Consider the following 16,837-nt stretch of genomic DNA (forward strand, 5'->3'; position numbering starts at 1 on the left):
TGTCTTGGCCACGTTCACAGCGGGCCCTTGAAGATGAAATAGGCCCCGGCGCAAATGAAAGCGAAGCCGACCAGATGATTAATGGTCAATGGCTCCTTCAAATATAGCACCGAGAAGCCCGCGAAGACCGTGAGGGTGATGACCTCCTGGATCGTCTTGAGCTCTGCTGTGGTGTAGGTGGCTGAGCCGATGCGGTTTGCCGGAACCGCCAGGCAATACTCAAAAAAAGCGATGCCCCAACTCACGATGATGGCGATCAGGAGAGGGGACGTTTTGTACTTAAGGTGGCCATACCAAGCGAACGTCATGAATACATTCGAGGCAAAAAGCATCAGGACGGGAGCAATAGTCGGCGACAGTCCGAAACTTGGCACGCGGGCCTCCGTATATACGTTGAGCGGGACCCGGCGTCGCCGGGCGCCGTCACTTGATTAAGGCATGCGCGCGCTCCTGTCTCGACAGGAGCGGCGCCTGCCTATTAGTGTTCGGTATTCCGTGCCCGGTGTTTGGGCGGATGCATCGGGATCTGTGGGAATGCAGTCGTCGCGCGAGACGCTCGATCAGCTCTTGGATGGCGTGGCGCGTGGCGACGAGGCCGCGTTCGCAGAGCTTTACCAGGTCACATCCGCGAAACTCTATTCGGTCGCCCTTCGTATCCTTCGAAACAGCGAGGCGGCTGAAGACGTGGTCCAGGACAGCTATTTCAAGGTTTGGGAGCGAGCGCGGGATTTCGATCCCAGGATCGCCGCGCCGATCACCTGGATGGCGGCGATCGTCCGCAACCGGGCGCTCGATGAAGTACGGAGGCGGGCGGCGCGACCACAGGCTGACGTCGCCGAACTAGACAACATCGAGAGTGACGACGAGCATCCGGTCGAGGTTCTGGGTCGGCGTGAGGATGTCGAACGCTTGCGCCGCTGCCTCGAAGGATTGGAAGCCGAGAAGCGGCAGATGGTGCAGCTTGCGTATCTCCATGGTTTGAGCCGGGAGGCGCTGGCCAGCCGCTTCGGCCATCCGGAAGGAACGATCAAGACCTGGCTGCGGCGCAGCCTGGCGCAATTGAAAGGGTGCCTCGAGCAATGACCGAGCTCGACGACATCGATGGGTTGGCTGCCGAGTACGTACTCGGGACGCTGTCGCGCGAGGAACGCGCGGAGGCTGCAGCGCGGAAGGAGACAGATCCTGAGTTCGCGCGTGCCGTGCAGGCGTGGGAGCGCCGTCTGGGTCCGCTTTCCGAAACGCTGGCTCCTGTCCAGCCCCCGCCAGGTCTCTACAACAAGATCCGCGCGCAGATCGGGCTTGCCTCGCATGTCGTGTCGTTGAAGGCGCGCGAGCAGGCCATCGTGCGCCGCGGGAACCGGTGGCGCAGCATGGCGGCAGGTATGACAGCGCTTGCCGCGTCGCTCGCCGGCGTCGTGGGCTGGCAGGACTATCAGCGCCGGCAAATGCCGACGCAGTATGTGGCTGTACTCCAGGCGGATAAAGCCCTTCCCGCGTTCCTGCTTACGGTCGACACCCAGAGCAATATGTTTGTCATCTCGGCGATGCAGAAGCCGCCGGAGGCGGAGAAGTCCTACCAGCTCTGGCTCGTGCACGACGACATGCCAAACCCCAAGTCGCTCGGCGTGTTCGATGACAGCGAGATGGACGTGCGTCCCATGACGCCGCCGGGCAAAATGCACGACATGATGATGGACGGTACGTATGCGGTGAGCGTCGAGCCAAAGGGCGGCTCGCCGACGGGGGCTCCGACGGGCCCTGTCGTATTCAGTGGCCGACTTGTGAAAGCCACGCCTTAATTCTGATATTCGCGATACTGAGGCTTTGGCGCATGACATAGGGCCATCGTTTACGTGTGAACGTATCCTTCGCATCAGAAAAATAAAACAGATCGCATTCTGAAACCTGCGTCCAGTGCCCGACGTAACTCCGCCATGCTTCCGGCGTCGGCCCGGAGACGGGAAGCTTGCTCCGCAGACCGGGACATTTTGATCCAAAGGAAGGAATGCCCCATGAAATTGAACGTCATCTCCGGTTCCGCTCTCGCCGCCACCGCAGCCACGCTGCTTCTCGCAGGCGCTGTCGCTACGCCGAGCTTCTCGGCAGAGGAGGCGAAGGGCCACTGCATGGGCGCCAACGCTTGCAAGGGGACCAGCGCCTGCAAGACGGCCACCAACGCCTGCAAGGGGCAGAATGCCTGCAAGGGCCAGGGCTTCACAGAGTCGACCAAGGCCGACTGCGAGAAAGTTGAAGGCGCCAAGTTCGAACCCGCGAAGTAAGTACCGCTTGACGATGTTCTGTCCGGCGGCAAGCGCGCCGCCGGACTTTCTCCCTCGGAAGGTTCGGAGGCGCGAGATGAGCCCAGGTCACGTTCATTCGATTTCATCTGCGGCGGTTTCGAACAAGCCTCCCTATCTCGGATTTGGGCTCGGCCTGAGGCCGCAGCACTATCAGGACATTCTGGAAGGTTCCCCGAATGTCGATTGGTTCGAGGTCATTTCCGAGAACTACATGGTGCCGGGCGGAAAGCCTCTCCAGATGCTCGACAAGATCCGCGCGCGCTACCCGATCGTGATGCACGGCGTTTCGCTTTCGATTGCGTCGACGGCGCCGATCAACACGCGCTATCTGCGCGATCTCAAGTCGCTGGCTTCGCGTGCGGAGCCGGTGTTCATTTCCGATCATCTGTGCTGGACGGGCGTGCATGGCGTGAACCTGCACGATCTCCTGCCGGTGCCCTATACGCGCGAAGCACTCGATCATGTCGTTGCGCGCGTTCACTACGTGCAGGATTACCTGGGGCAGGCGATCGCGCTCGAGAACGTGTCTAGCTACGTGCAATTCTCCCATTCCGAGATGACGGAATGGGAGTTCATTGCCGAGCTGACCAAGCGCACGGGTTGCTGGCTGGTGTTCGACGTCAACAACGTCTTCGTCTCCGCGTTCAATCACGACTTCGATGCGCACGCGTTCATTGCCGGTATTCCCAAGGAGCGCATCGTGCAGTTCCATCTGGCGGGGCATGAGCACAACATGAGCCATATCGTCGATACGCATGATGCGATCGTGTGCGACGAGGTTTGGGACCTCTATCGGAGCGCGCTACGCCATTTCGGGCCCGTGTCGGCGATCATCGAGCGCGACGATCATATCCCGCCGCTGGCGGAACTCGTGGCCGAACTGGACGAGGCCCGCGCCATCGCCGCCGAAACGCTGGGCCGTCCTCATGCCGCGTAAGGCGCCATCGCTCTCGGAACTTCAGAGCCGTTTCCAGGCCGCGTTGCTGGACGGCAGCGACGACGTGCTGCGATACATCCCGGCCAGTTCGCGCACGAGCAACGCTGTGCTGTTCGGCGTATATCGCCACGCATACAGCGCGCGTCTGGTGGAGGTGGTGCGTGGAGCATTTCCGCTGCTGGCGCGCTACATGGGTGATGAGGCGTTCGATGCGCTCGCGCGCCGCTATGTGGCGGACTATCCGTCGCGTCATGCCAACGCGCGGTGGTATGCCTCTAACCTTCCGGGGCTGCTCGGCCTGGAGCCATGGGGCGCTCTGCCAGTGTTCAAGGATGTGGCGGCCATCGAGTGGCAGCTCGACCTGGCGTTCGACGCCCGCGACGATGCCGTTCTCGATCTTGCTGCGCTTGCCAAGATTCCCCCCGAGTCATGGGGCGCCGTGTCGTTCACTCCGCATCCGTCAGTGGCGCTGCTGCCGTTCATGACGAATACCTTCGATATCTGGCTCGCGCTGAGGAACGAGACCGAGGTCCCGGAGGCCCGGCAGCTCGAGGAAGCGGAGCATGTTCTCGTTTGGCGGCAGGGAGGCGTCCCGAAGATTCGCAGGCTCGGTGCCGAGGAAACCATGCTCTGGTGCGAAGCATCGCGCGGCAGGTCCTTTGGCGCGCTCGCTGAAATGGCAGCAACCTTCGATGACCCGGATGGTGCAGCGCTAAGGGTAGCCCAATACCTCCAGGGATGGCTTTTGAGCGGATTGATCAGCGAGGCGATGACCTGACCGCGAGAAGCAGTTAGGCTGGATGCGCAGTCTGATCCAACCGCAGGACACAGGTTCATCCAATGTCATCAATCCACGATCTCGCGAGTCTCGTTGCCCGGCTTTTGATCGCGCCGCTCTTCATCGTGTTCGGCTTTGAGAAAATTACCGGCTACGCCAGCTCAGCCGGCTACATGGAAGCATACGGGCTTCCGGGGATCCTACTCCCTATCGCAATCGCTGCCGAACTGGGCGGCGGGCTCGCGATTTTGTTCGGGTTTTTCTCGCGCTGGGCAGCGTTGGCGCTGGCGATTTTCTGCGTCGTAACTGCGCTGGTGTTTCACACCGCGTGGTCGGGCGACGGCGGACAGGGGCAGTTCATCAATTTCATGAAGAATCTGGCGTTGGCCGGTGGGTTGCTGTTGTTGGCTGCGAACGGGCCTGGGCGGTACGCGATCAATGATTAGTGGCTCCGCTCCAAAACTCGCTGGAGTGTGCGGCCAGGTCGCGGAGTGAACTGGGGAATCGTAACGGCACGCGATTCACACTCGTACGCTTCTTCTCCCCATCGCGAACGGCGATGGGGAGAAGAACTCCAAGCCTAGATTGCGAGCTTGCCCGCCTTGGCGGCTTCATAACGCTCGCCGACGGCTTTCCAGTTGACGACGTTCCACCAGGCTTTGAGGTAGTCCGCGCGCTTGTTCTGGTACTTCAGGTAATAGGCGTGCTCCCACACGTCGTTGCCGAAGAGGACACGGCCGCCCTCCATGACCGGCGTGTCCTGGTTCGGTTTCGAGACAAGCGCGAGCTTGCCCGATTTATCGACGGTGACGAACACCCAGCCCGAGCCGAAGACTTTGCCGCCAGCGGCGTTGAAGTCCGTCTGAAGCTTCTCAAGACCGCCGAGATCGCGCTCGATAGCGGCCTTCAGGTCTCCGTCGGGGCCGGGACCGCCGGGGGGCCCCATGATCTGCCAGAACATGGAATGGTTGGCGTGGCCGCCGCCGTTGTTGCGAACTGTGGTGCGGACGCTCTCCGGGACCTCGCTGAGCTTCGCGAGCAGATCTTCGAGCGAAAGCTTGGCCAGCTCGCCGTGGTCGGCGAGGGCCTTGTTCAGGTTGGTGACGTAGGCCTGATGGTGCTTGTCGTGGTGCAGGCCCATCGTGGTTGCGTCGATGTGCGGCTCGAGGGCGGCCGCGTCGTAGGGTAGAGGCGGCAAGGTGAACGGGCCGGTGGGGGCCGGGGGATCCGCCGCGAAAGCCTGTCCGACGACGCCTGTCGAGAAGGCGCTTACGAGGGATACAGCGCCTGCAGCGCGAAGGAAGGTGCGGCGATCGGGTGTCAACATCTGCGGTCTCCGTAGTAGGCTAAACTGTTGCTGCCTCTGAACGCGGTCAGTCGATATATAGCTGGCCGTTGCTGCAACGCCAGACGAAGCAACAAAGTTCTGTCAGGAACACGACAAATGGGGCTGCGGCTCGACAAGGCGCTTCTCGAGCGGGGACTTGTTCCTACGCGTTCGCGCGCGCGCGATCTGATCGTGCGAGGCGCGGTGAGCGTCGCGGGCATTGTCGAGCTCAAGCCGAGTGCTCTGGTGGCGGACGATGTGCCCATTGAGCTGACTGAATCATCCGATTACGTTTCGAGGGGTAGCCTCAAGCTGGAAGCCGCGCTGGACGCGTTCGGTTTCGAGCCCGAGGGCCGCGTGGCTCTCGACGTGGGTGCGTCCACGGGTGGTTTTACGGAGGTGCTGCTGCGCCGGGGGGCAGCACACGTGTTTGCGGTCGACGTCGGGCACGGGCAGCTTCATCCGCGCCTCGCGGGGGATGCGCGCGTCACGTCTCTTGAAGGTCAGGATGCGCGGGCGCTCACCGACAAAGAGATTCCGCTACCCGTAACGGCCATCGTCGCTGACGTGAGCTTCATCTCGCTTGAAAAGGTGCTTCCGGCGGCGCTCGGCTTCGCACAGTCTGGCACTTGGCTCGTGGCTTTGGTGAAGCCGCAATTCGAGGCGGGACGCGAGGCCATCGGAAAGGGCGGCATCGTGCGAGATGCGGCTGTCCGCGATGCCCAGGCGGACAAGCTTGCAGCCTGGGTATCGGCCTTGCCGGGCTGGCGTGTGGCGGGTGTCATTCCGTCGCCTATCGAAGGCGGATCGGGAAATCAGGAATTTTTGCTGGGGGCGCTTTTCGATGGCTGAGGGCGCAGAGGTCGTGATCGATCGGATCGGCGCGAAGGGCGACGGCGTCGCGCTCCGCGACGGCGAGCCTGTGTATGTTCCGTTTGCGCTTCCGGGAGAGCGCTGGCGCATCGGCGTCGAGGATCCCGTCCGCATAACGGAGAGTCCCGACCGTGCTGAACCGATCTGCCGGCATTTCCTGCGGTGTGGCGGATGCCTCGCGCAGCACATGTCGCCGTCTCTCTATCGCGATTGGAAGCGGGGCCTTGTCGTCGAGGCATTCCGGCATCGTGGGATCGAAGCAGACGTTGCGCCTGTGGTCGTGGTGGATGCAGCGTCGCGGCGGCGCGCGTTTCTCGGCGTCGAGCGGCGCGGGAGCGATGTGACGGTCGGTTTTCGCGAGGAAGGCCAGCACAAGCTGGTCGATCTCATGGAGTGCCCGGTGCTCGATCTTCGCATCGTTTCGGCGGTGCCGGGTTTGCGCGTTCTGGCGCAACGTGTCATGGCCGATCGCGTTGGCGGCCGTCTCGTCGTGACGCGCGTGGATCACGGTCTCGACGTTTCGTTCGACAATGGCCGCAAGGATCTTGCTCCGCACGAGAAGGCGGAAATTGGTGCGTTCGCGCAGAAGATGGGGCTTGTCCGCCTCGTGGTTGGCGGTGAGACGATTGTCGCGGCGGGGCGTCCGGCGGTGACGATTGCAGGGGTTGCGGTTGACATCGAGCCAGGCCTCTTTTTGCAGGCCGTGCCTCAGGCCGAGGGGCTTCTAGCGGATCTCTGCGTGAAGGCGCTCCCGAAATCAGCGAAGACTGTCGCGGACCTCTTCTCGGGCGTAGGCACGCTCACACTGCCTATTGCCCGGCGGGCGGCCGTGACGGCTTACGACAGTGACCGGCGGGCCATCACGGCGCTGAGCGGGGCGGTGCGCCATGCGCAGGGGATCAAGCCCATTACGGCGGTGGTGCGCGATCTGTTCCGAGACCCGCTTTCGGCGCGTGAGCTTGGGGCATTCGATGCGGTCGTGTTCGATCCGCCGCGCGCTGGGGCTGCGGAGCAGGCAGAACGGCTTGCGAAGTCGAAGGTGCCGCTTGTCATCGCCGTGTCCTGCAGTCCGGCCACGCTCGCCCGCGATGCGCGGTCTCTGATCGACGGCGGCTTCCGGATGGGGCCCGTTACGCCGATCGACCAGTTCCTCTACTCAGCGCACGTCGAGGCCTTTGCCGTGTTCCGGCGATAGGGGGCGTCTGAACAAGGCGCGCAAATGCAACTCGGGCGCAGTGCGCCCGAGTTCAATAACATTCGATGCTGTCAGAGAGCGTTTACGCCGAGGCCTTGGCCTTGGCGGTGCGTGCCTTGCCGGCCTGCTTCTTCAGGCGCTTTCTGGCGGCAGCCGTGTTGCCCTGGATGCGGGTTACCTTGTCGCGCGGAATGGCGCGGCGCGCCTTCTTCTTCTGGGTCTCGACCTTGCGGTGATGACGGGCGGTCATGGGGAATTTCCTTTGAAAGCCGGGCGCTACGCCCGCGTATCCGTTCTATGACGCTTCCTCTAAGGGATCTTGGGGCCCTAGGCAAGCCGGGCAGGGAGACGCGGGTACGACCGGCGGGCCAAACGGTGTGTCCACACGGGGGCGTGTGCGCTGTCACAGGGGTGAAACATGACAACTATAATTCCGGCCGGATGATAAGCATTTTCGGGGGACGGCAATGAGTGGAGCTGCCGAGGCGCAGGTACAAGGTGAAGAAGCCCTCCACGGGCGACGGAACCATCGACTGGCCGAAGCTGTCCACCGATATGGAGCAGCCAGCCGTAAAGGGCTCGAAGAGCGCTTCTTTACCTGGGCATTTTCCGGCCTTGTCTATCCCCAGATCTGGGAAGATCCGCTTATCGATCTTGAGGCCATGGCGCTCAAGCCCGGCCAGAATGTCGCAGCGATCGCGTCCGGCGGTTGTAACGCGCTTTCGTACGCTTCAGCGGAAGACGTGCGGGTCACGGCGCTCGATCTCAATCCGGCTCACGTTGCCCTGAACAAGCTCAAGCTGGCTGCTGTGCAGCACAGCCCCGACTATGAGACGTTCGCTCGCTTCTTCGTTTCTGCGGCCGATGCCGAGACCGGGAAGATCTACGATCAGCTGTTCGCTCCTCACCTCGACGCCGCGACGCGCGCCTATTGGGAAGGCCGCGACATGCTCGGCCGCCGGCGCATCAGCTATTTTCGCTGCAAATTCTATCGCCAGGGTCTGCTCGGCAGCTTCATCACGATGGGGCACGTCGTATCGCGTGTGCATGGGCGCAATCCGGCAAAGATACTCGCGGCTAAGGACCGTGCGGAGCAGGAGAAGATTTTCCGCGAAGAGCTCGCGCCGCTGTTCGATATGGCCCATATGCGCTGGCTGATGGACAAGCCCGCTTCGCTGTTCGGGCTCGGTATTCCGCCGTCGCAGTTCGATGCCCTCAAGGGGACGTCGCCCCACATGGCTGATGTGCTGAAGGCGCGTCTCGCGCGCCTCGCGCACGGTTTCGATCTCAAGGACAATTATTTCGCGTGGCAGGCCTTTGGCCGCGGCTATGCAGCCGGCGGCGATGGCCCGCTGCCGCCGTATCTCGAACGCGGAAACTGGGAGACGCTCAAGGCGCGCGTCGACAACGTGACGGTCGAGCACGCCAAGTTCGACGAGCACCTGTCGCGTTTCTCCGAGCCGACGTACGACGCCTTCGTGTTGCTCGATGCCCAGGATTGGATGACCGACGAGCAGTTGACGACGCTCTGGAGAGAGATCGTGCGTACTGCCAAGCCGGGCTGCCGCGTGATCTTCCGCACGGCGGGTGAGGAGACCATCCTCCCGGGGCGCGTTCCGCAGAGTATCCTCGGCCGCTTCCACTACGATGCGGAGCAAGGCCGTGCCTTTACGGAGCGCGACCGCTCGTCGATCTACGGCGGGTTCCATCTCTATACGCTCGAAGGATGACACGATGGGGAATGCCGCTGCGGAAATGGACGCGATTTATCGCGTCCAACGGCACATCTACGACGCCTCGCGCAAATACTATCTGCTCGGTCGCGATCAGCTCCTGGATTCGCTCGATCCTCCGCCCGGCGGCTCCGTGTTGGAGATCGGGTGCGGCACCGGCCGCAATCTGATCCTCGCCAGCGAGCGCTATCCTGCCGCCCGCTTTTTCGGCGTCGATGTTTCCTCAGTCATGCTCGAGACGGCCGCCGCCTCGATCGCGCGTCATGGCCTCGCCCATTGCATTCATCTGGCGCAAGCGGATGCAGCGCGGCTCGATACGAAGCCGTTGTTTGGCAGCGATGACTTCGATCGCGTGTTCATTTCGTATGCGTTGTCGATGATCCCGCCGTGGCGGGAGGCTCTGGCCTGTGCTTATCAGGCGGTGCGTCCGGGCGGTTCGCTGCACATCGTTGATTTCGGTGAGCAGAGCCGATTGCCGTCGCTGTTCCGGGCAGGGCTTCGGCGGTGGCTCAAGAAGTTCTCGGTGTATCCGCGCGCCGAGCTTGAGGCCGAGCTGCGACGCCTCGCAAACGAAACCGGCGCCGAACTGACGTTCGAGCGGCCGTTCCGCGATTACGCATGCAGCGCGATCCTGAGGAAGCCTGCGCCGGTTGGGACAAGCGTCCGGGAGTTTGCGCTAAGCGAGGAGCTTGCCGATCACGATGGCAGGCGAGAGGATGGCCGCCGCCCAGAGTAGGGCGGAGGCCAGGCTCATGGCGATGAACGGTATCAAGGGCCGTTCGACGGCGCCCATTTCGAGCGGCACCAATCCGCGGTTGAAGCCCTGAAACTTGCTGACGATGAGACTTGTCGGGCCGTGGCTCTCGACGAAAGCACGCGCGTCGGCGTGCTGCTTGTCGGTGGCGCAGAATGGCCATGTCAGCGAGCGATCTTCCTTGTGTAGGATACCTTTGTAGTAGGCGTAGAAGTCGCCGACGAAGGCGCCGGCCGATGCCGCAAACAGGATCAGCGGGATGTTACCGTTGCCGAGCACCATCAGCGTGCCTACGGCGAACACGAGGACCAGCGTCGGGACGAACAGAATAGGGCGGGGAATACTGTTCGCCACTGCAAGGAGGAAGATCGCCGAGGCAACGGCATATTCGTGCGCGGCGAGGAAGGCGATGACCTCGTCTTTGAAGGTGACGAGGTAAAAGGCCGGGCCGATGACGCCAGCGGCCCAGATGAAGGCGCTCAAGACGTTTGCGATCTGGAACGGGAGCTCGCGCATCTGAAACATGCCGGCGACGACTGGAATGACGGCGCGGACAGGCCCGAAGAAGTGGCCGAGGAAGACGCCGAACGCTCCGTAAGATTCGAAGAACTCCTGGGCTTGCGTGATCAGATGGGGGCGCGTCGTAAAGGGCCAGATCTTGTGCACGCTGTCCTTGAAGTAGCGGCCGATCCAGAATGAGGTCGCATAACCCAGCGTGCCGCCAAGGCCTGCAGCGAGGATCGCGGGCATCAATATGTTCGCTTGTATGCCACTCGCCGCGAGCAGTGCTGCAATGCCTGCGAGGATGGCGGTTCCCGGTACGATGAGCGAAATGAAGCAAAAGCTTTCCGCGAAGGCGACGGCGAAAGCGACCGGTGCAGCCCAACTTTCATGCTCCCTCACGAAGGCCACGACCGTCTCGACAACTGTCTCTAGTGCCATCAGCAAAATTCTCTCTTGTCGGCGGGCCGATCCCTAGGGAATGCCGGCTTGTCGGTAAGGGGAAATGAGACTACGGGGCGGATATGGGGCCTGGGTTCAGTTTGGCCAGGGTCAGCCCGTCTTGCAACGCCGATTGATTTCATTCTGCAGTTCACGGCCCACTTCCCCTGCCAGCATGACGCTTCGGGACACCTGGGCGGGCGTCAGTCGGGTGCCGACGCTTTGGAGACTTGTGCGCGCGGTATCGGCTTCCAGCTTTCCGCGCTTGAGTTCATCGCACGACAATTCCTTTTTCTTGGACTTGTAGGCGAAGAGCCGCACGCCCGAGGCGTAGGCTTCCGGTGTCGGGCTCTCGTTGATCCAACTGCGTGATTTGTCGTCGACCATGTTGCGCAACGTCGCTTGGCGGCGTCGCACGCATTCCGCGGAGTCGTCCACACAGCCGAGGCCAGCGCGCGACTCGATCTCCGGGCTGGCGCCTATCGCGCATGCCCCAAGGGTGAGAGACCCCACGACGAGGGTCCAAGTCGCCGCTTTTCGGGTGGCGGCGGGGCGCTCGCTCATCTCGGGGCCTCTTGTGATCACTGATATCAGCCAATAGAAGGCAGCCGTGGCAGGGTCAAGGCGCTCATCCTTGCGCGCCTTTCCGGCGGTCTCGCCACTCCCTCAAGCCGGTGTTAAAACTCAATGCGTTTCATGGAGTTGATTGACATGGTGCATGGTGTGCGTGTGCATGAGGTCGGCGGGCCCGATCGTCTGTCTTGGGACGAAATCGAGGTTGGCGCACCCGGTCCTGGCGAAGTGCGAATCAAACAGCGCGCCGCCGGTCTCAACTACATCGATGTCTACCATCGCAACGGGCTCTATCCGCTTGCCAAGCTACCGGCGGTGATCGGGATGGAAGGGGCCGGCGATGTGGTCGCGGTCGGGGACGGCGTGACGGACGTCGCCGTGGGCGATCGCGTCGCTTATGCGGGCGTGCTCGGAGGCTATGCGGAGGAACGGCTCATTGCCGCCGACCGTGTTGTGAAGCTTCCAGGCGGCATCTCCTACGAAACGGCAGCCGCCATGATGCTGCAGGGCATGACAGCGCGCTATCTTCTGCGCGAAACCTACAAAGTCGAACGAGATACCGTACTGTTGTTTCATGCCGCAGCGGGTGGTGTCGGGCTGATCGCCTGCCAATGGGCGCGCGCGCTGGGTGCGACACTGATCGGTACAGTCAGCACGGACGAGAAGGCGGACGTGGCCCGTGCCAATGGCGCCACGCACGTGATCAATACGTCGCGCGAGGATTTCGTTGCCCGCGTGAGCGAGATCACGGGCGGGAAGGGCTGCGATGTGGTCTACGATGGCATCGGCAAGGACACGTTTCCTCGCTCGCTCGACTGTTTGAGACCGCGAGGCCTATGGGTGAGCTTCGGCAACGCGTCCGGCCCTGTTCCGCCGTTCGAGCTGACACAGCTCAAGGGTTCGCTTTTTGCCACGCGGCCGTCTCTCATGGCGTATACGGCCTCGCATGCTGAACTCGATGCGAATGCGCAGGACCTTTTCCAGATGGTGCTGAGCGGCGCGATCAAAATATCCGTCAACCAGACGTTTCCTCTCAGAGAGACTGCGGCCGCGCATCAGGCCCTCGAGGCACGCAAGACCACGGGCTCGACGGTATTGACCATCTAGAGCGTCGCGTCGAAACTTGCGATCGTGCATCACTACGTGCAGCGAGATCGCAGAGACCTCCATCACCGAACAGGAGATTCCATGGCCGCGAAGCCGATCGATTTCTATTTCTGGCCGACGCCGAACGGGCACAAAATCCGCATCATGCTCGAAGAGTGCGGCTTCGCTTACAATCTCAAGCCAGTCGATATCGGTAAAGGCGATCAATTCAAGCCGGAGTATCTGGCCATTTCGCCCAACAACAAGATGCCAGCGATCGTGGATCGGGAAGGACCGGGTGGGAAACCGATCTCCGTGTTCGAGAGCGGTGCCATTCTGCAGTATCTCGGGCGCAAAACAGGACAGTTCTATCCCACCGACGAACGCGCGCGCGTCGACGTCGAGCAGTGGCTGTTTTGGCAGGTCGGCGGACTTGGCCCTATGGCCGGGCAAGCTCACCATTTCCGCAGGTATGCGCCGGAGAAGATCCCGTACGGTATCGAGCGCTATACCAAGGAGACGACGCGCCTCTATAGCGTGCTCGACAAGCAGCTGAGCGGCCGCGATTTCATGGCGGGCGACTATTCAATTGCTGACATGGCGACTTATCCGTGGGTGTTGTCCTGGGAGCTCCAGGGGCAGGTGTTGGAAGACTTTTCCAATGTCAAACGGTGGATGGACGTAATGGCGGCCCGAGAGGGTGTGAAGCGCGGAATGTCCAAGGCTTTGACTTGATATGGAATTCAATCGTTCGCTATGGTTAGCGCTTGGTTTCCGTATCCCTTAAATTTCGATTTCTCTTTGCTCGGAAGATGCGCGTTTGGGTCGAAATGGACCGGACAATAGCGTCTCGTTTCTGAATAGGCTGTTCCCTCGTTTACCGCTTTTCATCGCAGCCAGACCTATCGTTCTGGCCAGAGGCGCGCGTTTTGGCGCTTCAGGTGCAGATTGATCTGCGGTCAGAGGTAAACAGGAATGGCACGATTTGAATTTTCTGCCGAGGACGTCGTTGACGGCTCGGCCCAGCATGGCGGAGCCGATGCGCTCTTCCAGTTGGGGCTCATGTATTGCGCAGGGCGCGATGTGGATGTCGACCTTGTGGAAGCGCACAAGTGGTTCAATCTCGCGGCCCTGCGTGGCAATGACGAAGCGAAGGCCTATCGGCTCGAACTTTCGCGCGAGATGACCAAAAAGCAAATCGCGGCCGCCCAGAAGAGCGCCCGCGAGTGGTTGCGTTGCCATTGAGATCACTCCGCGTTGATGCGGAGTGATCCCTTTTTTGCGCTTAAGCGGCGTCGCCGGTTTCCAGCCGCGCGGCATTCTGGACCGCCTTCTGGACCTTTTCGAATGCGCGCACTTCGATCTGACGAATGCGTTCGCGCGATACGCCGAATTCAGCCGAGAGCTCCTCGAGCGTGACTGGATCGTCGGCCAAACGGCGGGCTTCGAAGATACGACGCTCCCGGTCGTTGAGGCTCGACAGCGCGTCGCTGAGATACGATTTGCGCCGTCCCAGCTCCTCGGTTTCGACGAGCTGCTCCTCCTGATCGGGACTATCGTCGACCAGCCAATCCTGCCACTCGCCGGATTCGGAGTCGGCGCGTACCGGAGCGTTGAGCGACGCGTCGCCGCCAAGGCGGCGATTCATCGACACGACGTCGTCTTCCGAAACGCCGAACTTCTTGGCGATCGTTTTGACGTGCTCCGGCTTCAGGTCGCCTTCTTCCAGCGCCTGCAGCTGGCTCTTGGCGCGGCGCAGGTTGAAGAACAGCTTCTTCTGGGCCGCGGTGGTGCCCATTTTGACGAGGCTCCACGAGCGCAGGATGTATTCCTGGATCGAGGCGCGAATCCACCACATGGCATACGTGGCCAGCCGGAATCCGCGATCGGGCTCGAAGCGCTTTACCGCCTGCATCAGGCCGACGTTGCCTTCGGAGATGACCTCGCCGATCGGCAGGCCATAGCCGCGGTAACCCATGGCGATGCGTGCTACGAGACGGAGATGCGATGTGATGAGTTCATGAGCGGCTTCAGGATCCGCATGCTCGCGCCAACGCTTGGCCAGCATGTATTCCTGGTTGGGTTCCAGCATCGGGAAGCGACGGATTTCCTCGAGATACCGGGAGAGACCGCCTGCGCCGCCTGCAATTGTCGGAAGAGATTTAGCTGCCATGTCATTTAACGCGACTTTCCGGGTTGACCGGTCAGTGTACGCTCCCCATGTCATATCCTGAAGACGCTCATCGTCTTCAGGCCGCTTTCGGGCCCATAGCCGTGGCGCCTTGAGCGAAAATGCACTCTCGTCCGTGTGAAGCCACCACTGCTCGTTTTAGGTGGGTGGTTTCGTACGCCTGAATGTTCTACGCGCCAGTCCAACGTTTGGATCACCACGCCGGTTCAGCCTCTTGAACCTATAACGTTAGGCTACCGCGGAATCCGTCTCCGGGGCTAATTACCGTTTGGAAACCATCCGTTTCGCGCGGCCTTTTGGGCCCTTGTCAGCTGCCTGAGGCCTTGGTTTCAGGGCATTGTAGAGCGCTTCAATGTCCGCCGGTCGCGGACTTGTGAAATGAAGAGGGCGCCCCGTGATCGGGTGCTCGAAGCCGAGTTCCGCGGCGTGGAGCGCCTGACGTCCGAGAGACTCCAGGGCCTCTGCGGCATCTTCCGTAAGCTTGCGGGCGCTCGCTTTGAATCCTGCGCCATAGACCGGATCGCCCATCACTGGATGTCCGATGTGCGCGAGATGGACGCGGATCTGGTGTGTACGCCCTGTTTCGAGTACCAGCCGCATTCGTGACGCGAGAGGTTTGACGTCGGCGCCCAAGAAGGTTTCCGCGACCTCGAAATGTGTGATCGCGTGACGGCCATGCTCGCCGCGTGAAACAGCCATGCGCGTGCGGTTCGCAGGGCTGCGTCCGAGATTGGCTTCGATCGTTCCCGTCAGGCGCGGAGGGGCGCCCCACACAAGGGCTTCGTACGCGCGGATGAGGCGACCGTCCGATCCGTGCGCGGCGAATTGTTCGGCAAGGCCCCGGTGAGCTGCATCCGTTTTGGCCACAACGAGAAGGCCGGATGTGTCCTTGTCGAGACGATGCACGATGCCGGGCCGCTTCACGCCGCCGATGCCCGACAGCTCGTCGCCGCAATGTGCGATGAGCGCGTTGACGAGCGTGCCCTGGGCGTGGCCTGCGGCGGGGTGCACGACAAGACCCGCTGGCTTGTCGATCACGAGCAGATGTTTGTCCTCATAGACAATCGAAAGGGGCAAGGTTTCCGGTGCCGGACCTGCGGGTTCCGGAGGCGGGATCGTGATGCGGAACGTCTGCTCTCGTTTGACCTTCGCACCAAGATCGTGTGCCGTCCCGTCGGGACCTTCGACGTGGCCTTGGCGGATCAGGGCCTGAACACGTGCCCGGCTGATGCCCTGAAGGCTTCCCGCGAGAAAGCGGTCGAGGCGCGATCCCACTTCTGCTTCGCCGACGACAAGCTCGTGCGTGCCGGTGAGCGGCTCAGCCGCGGCTTCGGCAATCTCGTCGAGCTCGAATTCGTCGTCGTTTTCAGATTCGCCGGTCATCGCGTCGCGCCTTTCCGGCAGCGGCTGTTTGCCCTGAGGTGAAATTCTGTCGCCTTGCGGACTGCAAAGCTGTTAGAGCAAATCCCGCCACGGCGAATTCCAAGGACTTCGGCATGACCCAACCTCCGACCGGCTCGGCTAGCCGCGAGACCGATGACGCAGAAGCGCGCAAAATGAAGGAGCGCGTTCTGGTGTTCATTGTCGCGTTTCTCGGGTTGCTCATCGTGGCCGGAATTGCGGCCGTTGTTCTCAGGATCATCTATCTCTCGTCGACACCTGTCGCGCAACCGGCGATCTCCTCCGAGGGAGGCGGAGCTGGTACAACTGAGGCCGCTCGGCTCGAGCTGCCGCCCGGCGCAGTCGTCAAATCGGTCTCTGCCAGCGGCGACCGGCTGGCCGTTCACTACGAGACGCCAGCTGGAAGCGGCATTGTCGTGCTGGACTTGGCGACAGGTGCGGTGCTGCGGCGTGTCGAAATCGCGCCGGGAGCGACCCGCTGACTGCGGCTCATTGCTCGATATCGGAGCGTGTGCGAGGTGAAGTTCGCCCTTGATCGGCGGCGCGGGCTCTCCTATACGTGGCCCCTTCGGAGAGAGCCCCGTTCGTCTAGTGGCCTAGGACACCAGCCTCTCACGTTGGTAACAGGGGTTCGAGTCCCCTACGGGGCGCCACGAAAATCAGCTACAATCTGTTGAAATGTTACATTCTTTCGCGTCGCGAGAGAAGCTTGGAGTAGGCCTAATACGTCGACATATCGGTCGATGT

General features: G+C 61.9%; 21 protein-coding genes and 1 tRNA gene. 15 read left to right on the top strand and 7 right to left on the bottom strand.

Annotated features, from left to right (window positions below; translation table 11 throughout):
- Nucleotides 1–14: 14 nt before the first annotated feature.
- Nucleotides 15–332, bottom strand: coding sequence for a DMT family protein (locus VHO05_RS13215; RefSeq protein ID WP_329647525.1), 318 nt, complete (start codon nucleotides 330–332; stop codon nucleotides 15–17).
- A gap of 202 nt (nucleotides 333–534) precedes the next feature.
- Between VHO05_RS13215 and VHO05_RS13220 the strand changes: the two genes are divergently transcribed.
- The 6 genes from VHO05_RS13220 to VHO05_RS13245 all read left to right on the top strand — a co-directional run bounded on the left by VHO05_RS13220 (nucleotide 535) and on the right by VHO05_RS13245 (nucleotide 4,461).
- Entirely contained in the window at nucleotides 535–1,083 is a 549-nt protein-coding gene (locus VHO05_RS13220; protein WP_329647047.1) for a sigma-70 family RNA polymerase sigma factor, read from the top strand.
- A complete protein-coding gene (locus VHO05_RS13225; protein WP_329647048.1) occupies nucleotides 1,080–1,799 on the top strand; it encodes an anti-sigma factor in 720 nt (239 codons plus the stop codon). The genes VHO05_RS13220 and VHO05_RS13225 overlap by 4 nt, the downstream gene beginning before the upstream one ends.
- Before the next feature lie 213 nt (nucleotides 1,800–2,012).
- On the top strand, nucleotides 2,013–2,279 hold the full coding sequence (locus VHO05_RS13230; RefSeq protein ID WP_329647049.1) for a hypothetical protein: 267 nt from the start codon (nucleotides 2,013–2,015) through the stop codon (nucleotides 2,277–2,279).
- Between the two features lie 76 nt (nucleotides 2,280–2,355).
- Nucleotides 2,356–3,237 carry a DUF692 domain-containing protein gene (locus tag VHO05_RS13235; protein WP_329647050.1) on the top strand — a complete coding sequence of 294 codons (882 nt, stop codon included), beginning with the start codon at nucleotides 2,356–2,358 and terminating at the stop codon, nucleotides 3,235–3,237.
- Nucleotides 3,227–4,015, top strand: coding sequence for a DNA-binding domain-containing protein (locus VHO05_RS13240; protein WP_329647051.1), 789 nt, complete (start codon nucleotides 3,227–3,229; stop codon nucleotides 4,013–4,015). Before VHO05_RS13235 ends, VHO05_RS13240 begins: the two co-directional genes overlap by 11 nt.
- A gap of 62 nt (nucleotides 4,016–4,077) precedes the next feature.
- Nucleotides 4,078–4,461 (top strand): DoxX family protein, encoded by a 384-nt coding sequence (locus VHO05_RS13245; protein ID WP_329647052.1) that lies wholly within the window; start codon nucleotides 4,078–4,080, stop codon nucleotides 4,459–4,461.
- Between the two features lie 134 nt (nucleotides 4,462–4,595).
- Here VHO05_RS13245 and VHO05_RS13250 read toward each other — a convergent pair whose 3' ends face one another.
- Nucleotides 4,596–5,342 (bottom strand): superoxide dismutase, encoded by a 747-nt coding sequence (locus tag VHO05_RS13250; protein WP_329647053.1) that lies wholly within the window; start codon nucleotides 5,340–5,342, stop codon nucleotides 4,596–4,598.
- A 117-nt stretch (nucleotides 5,343–5,459) separates the two neighbouring features.
- On the opposite strand from VHO05_RS13250, the gene VHO05_RS13255 reads away from it, so the two are divergent.
- Both VHO05_RS13255 and VHO05_RS13260 read left to right on the top strand, forming a co-directional pair.
- Nucleotides 5,460–6,194, top strand: coding sequence for a TlyA family RNA methyltransferase (locus VHO05_RS13255; RefSeq protein WP_329647054.1), 735 nt, complete (start codon nucleotides 5,460–5,462; stop codon nucleotides 6,192–6,194).
- Complete coding sequence (locus VHO05_RS13260) at nucleotides 6,187–7,410, top strand: class I SAM-dependent RNA methyltransferase (RefSeq protein WP_329647055.1); 1,224 nt, start codon at nucleotides 6,187–6,189, stop codon at nucleotides 7,408–7,410. Before VHO05_RS13255 ends, VHO05_RS13260 begins: the two co-directional genes overlap by 8 nt.
- A gap of 82 nt (nucleotides 7,411–7,492) precedes the next feature.
- Here VHO05_RS13260 and VHO05_RS13265 read toward each other — a convergent pair whose 3' ends face one another.
- Complete coding sequence (locus VHO05_RS13265; protein ID WP_329647056.1) at nucleotides 7,493–7,660, bottom strand: hypothetical protein; 168 nt, start codon at nucleotides 7,658–7,660, stop codon at nucleotides 7,493–7,495.
- 217 nt (nucleotides 7,661–7,877) lie between these two features.
- Here VHO05_RS13265 and VHO05_RS13270 point away from each other — a divergent pair, with 217 nt between their 5' ends.
- Entirely contained in the window at nucleotides 7,878–9,140 is a 1,263-nt protein-coding gene (locus tag VHO05_RS13270; RefSeq protein ID WP_329647057.1) for a DUF3419 family protein, read from the top strand.
- A 4-nt stretch (nucleotides 9,141–9,144) separates the two neighbouring features.
- Nucleotides 9,145–9,879, top strand: coding sequence for a class I SAM-dependent methyltransferase (locus VHO05_RS13275; RefSeq protein ID WP_329647058.1), 735 nt, complete (start codon nucleotides 9,145–9,147; stop codon nucleotides 9,877–9,879).
- Here the strand turns inward: VHO05_RS13275 and VHO05_RS13280 are convergent.
- Nucleotides 9,820–10,839, bottom strand: coding sequence for a DedA family protein (locus tag VHO05_RS13280; protein WP_329647059.1), 1,020 nt, complete (start codon nucleotides 10,837–10,839; stop codon nucleotides 9,820–9,822). The two genes, VHO05_RS13275 and VHO05_RS13280, sit on opposite strands and share 60 nt — an antisense overlap.
- A gap of 111 nt (nucleotides 10,840–10,950) precedes the next feature.
- On the bottom strand, nucleotides 10,951–11,403 hold the full coding sequence (locus VHO05_RS13285) for a hypothetical protein (RefSeq protein ID WP_329647060.1): 453 nt from the start codon (nucleotides 11,401–11,403) through the stop codon (nucleotides 10,951–10,953).
- 147 nt (nucleotides 11,404–11,550) lie between these two features.
- Between VHO05_RS13285 and VHO05_RS13290 the strand changes: the two genes are divergently transcribed.
- The 3 genes from VHO05_RS13290 (at nucleotide 11,551) to VHO05_RS13300 (ending at nucleotide 13,743) form a co-directional block, all read left to right on the top strand.
- Nucleotides 11,551–12,519, top strand: a complete 969-nt coding sequence (locus VHO05_RS13290; protein ID WP_329647526.1) for a quinone oxidoreductase — start codon at nucleotides 11,551–11,553, stop codon at nucleotides 12,517–12,519.
- Nucleotides 12,520–12,600: 81 nt separating this feature from the next.
- Nucleotides 12,601–13,233 (top strand): glutathione S-transferase N-terminal domain-containing protein, encoded by a 633-nt coding sequence (locus VHO05_RS13295; RefSeq protein WP_329647061.1) that lies wholly within the window; start codon nucleotides 12,601–12,603, stop codon nucleotides 13,231–13,233.
- A 240-nt stretch (nucleotides 13,234–13,473) separates the two neighbouring features.
- A complete protein-coding gene (locus tag VHO05_RS13300; RefSeq protein WP_329647062.1) occupies nucleotides 13,474–13,743 on the top strand; it encodes a hypothetical protein in 270 nt (89 codons plus the stop codon).
- A 40-nt stretch (nucleotides 13,744–13,783) separates the two neighbouring features.
- On the opposite strand, the gene rpoH is transcribed toward VHO05_RS13300, so the two are convergent.
- Nucleotides 13,784–14,671, bottom strand: a complete 888-nt coding sequence (rpoH, locus tag VHO05_RS13305; protein WP_329647063.1) for an RNA polymerase sigma factor RpoH — start codon at nucleotides 14,669–14,671, stop codon at nucleotides 13,784–13,786.
- 279 nt (nucleotides 14,672–14,950) lie between these two features.
- Nucleotides 14,951–16,072, bottom strand: coding sequence for an RluA family pseudouridine synthase (locus VHO05_RS13310; protein WP_329647064.1), 1,122 nt, complete (start codon nucleotides 16,070–16,072; stop codon nucleotides 14,951–14,953).
- Nucleotides 16,073–16,185: 113 nt separating this feature from the next.
- Between VHO05_RS13310 and VHO05_RS13315 the strand changes: the two genes are divergently transcribed.
- Together VHO05_RS13315 and VHO05_RS13320 are read left to right on the top strand one after the other, a co-directional pair.
- Entirely contained in the window at nucleotides 16,186–16,572 is a 387-nt protein-coding gene (locus VHO05_RS13315) for a hypothetical protein (RefSeq protein ID WP_329647065.1), read from the top strand.
- A 95-nt stretch (nucleotides 16,573–16,667) separates the two neighbouring features.
- Nucleotides 16,668–16,743 (top strand) — tRNA-Glu (locus tag VHO05_RS13320).
- The last annotated feature ends 94 nt before the right edge of the window (nucleotides 16,744–16,837 follow it).

The organism is Hyphomicrobium sp. (assembly GCF_036262015.1).
Taxonomy (GTDB): Bacteria; Pseudomonadota; Alphaproteobacteria; order Rhizobiales; family Hyphomicrobiaceae; genus Hyphomicrobium_C.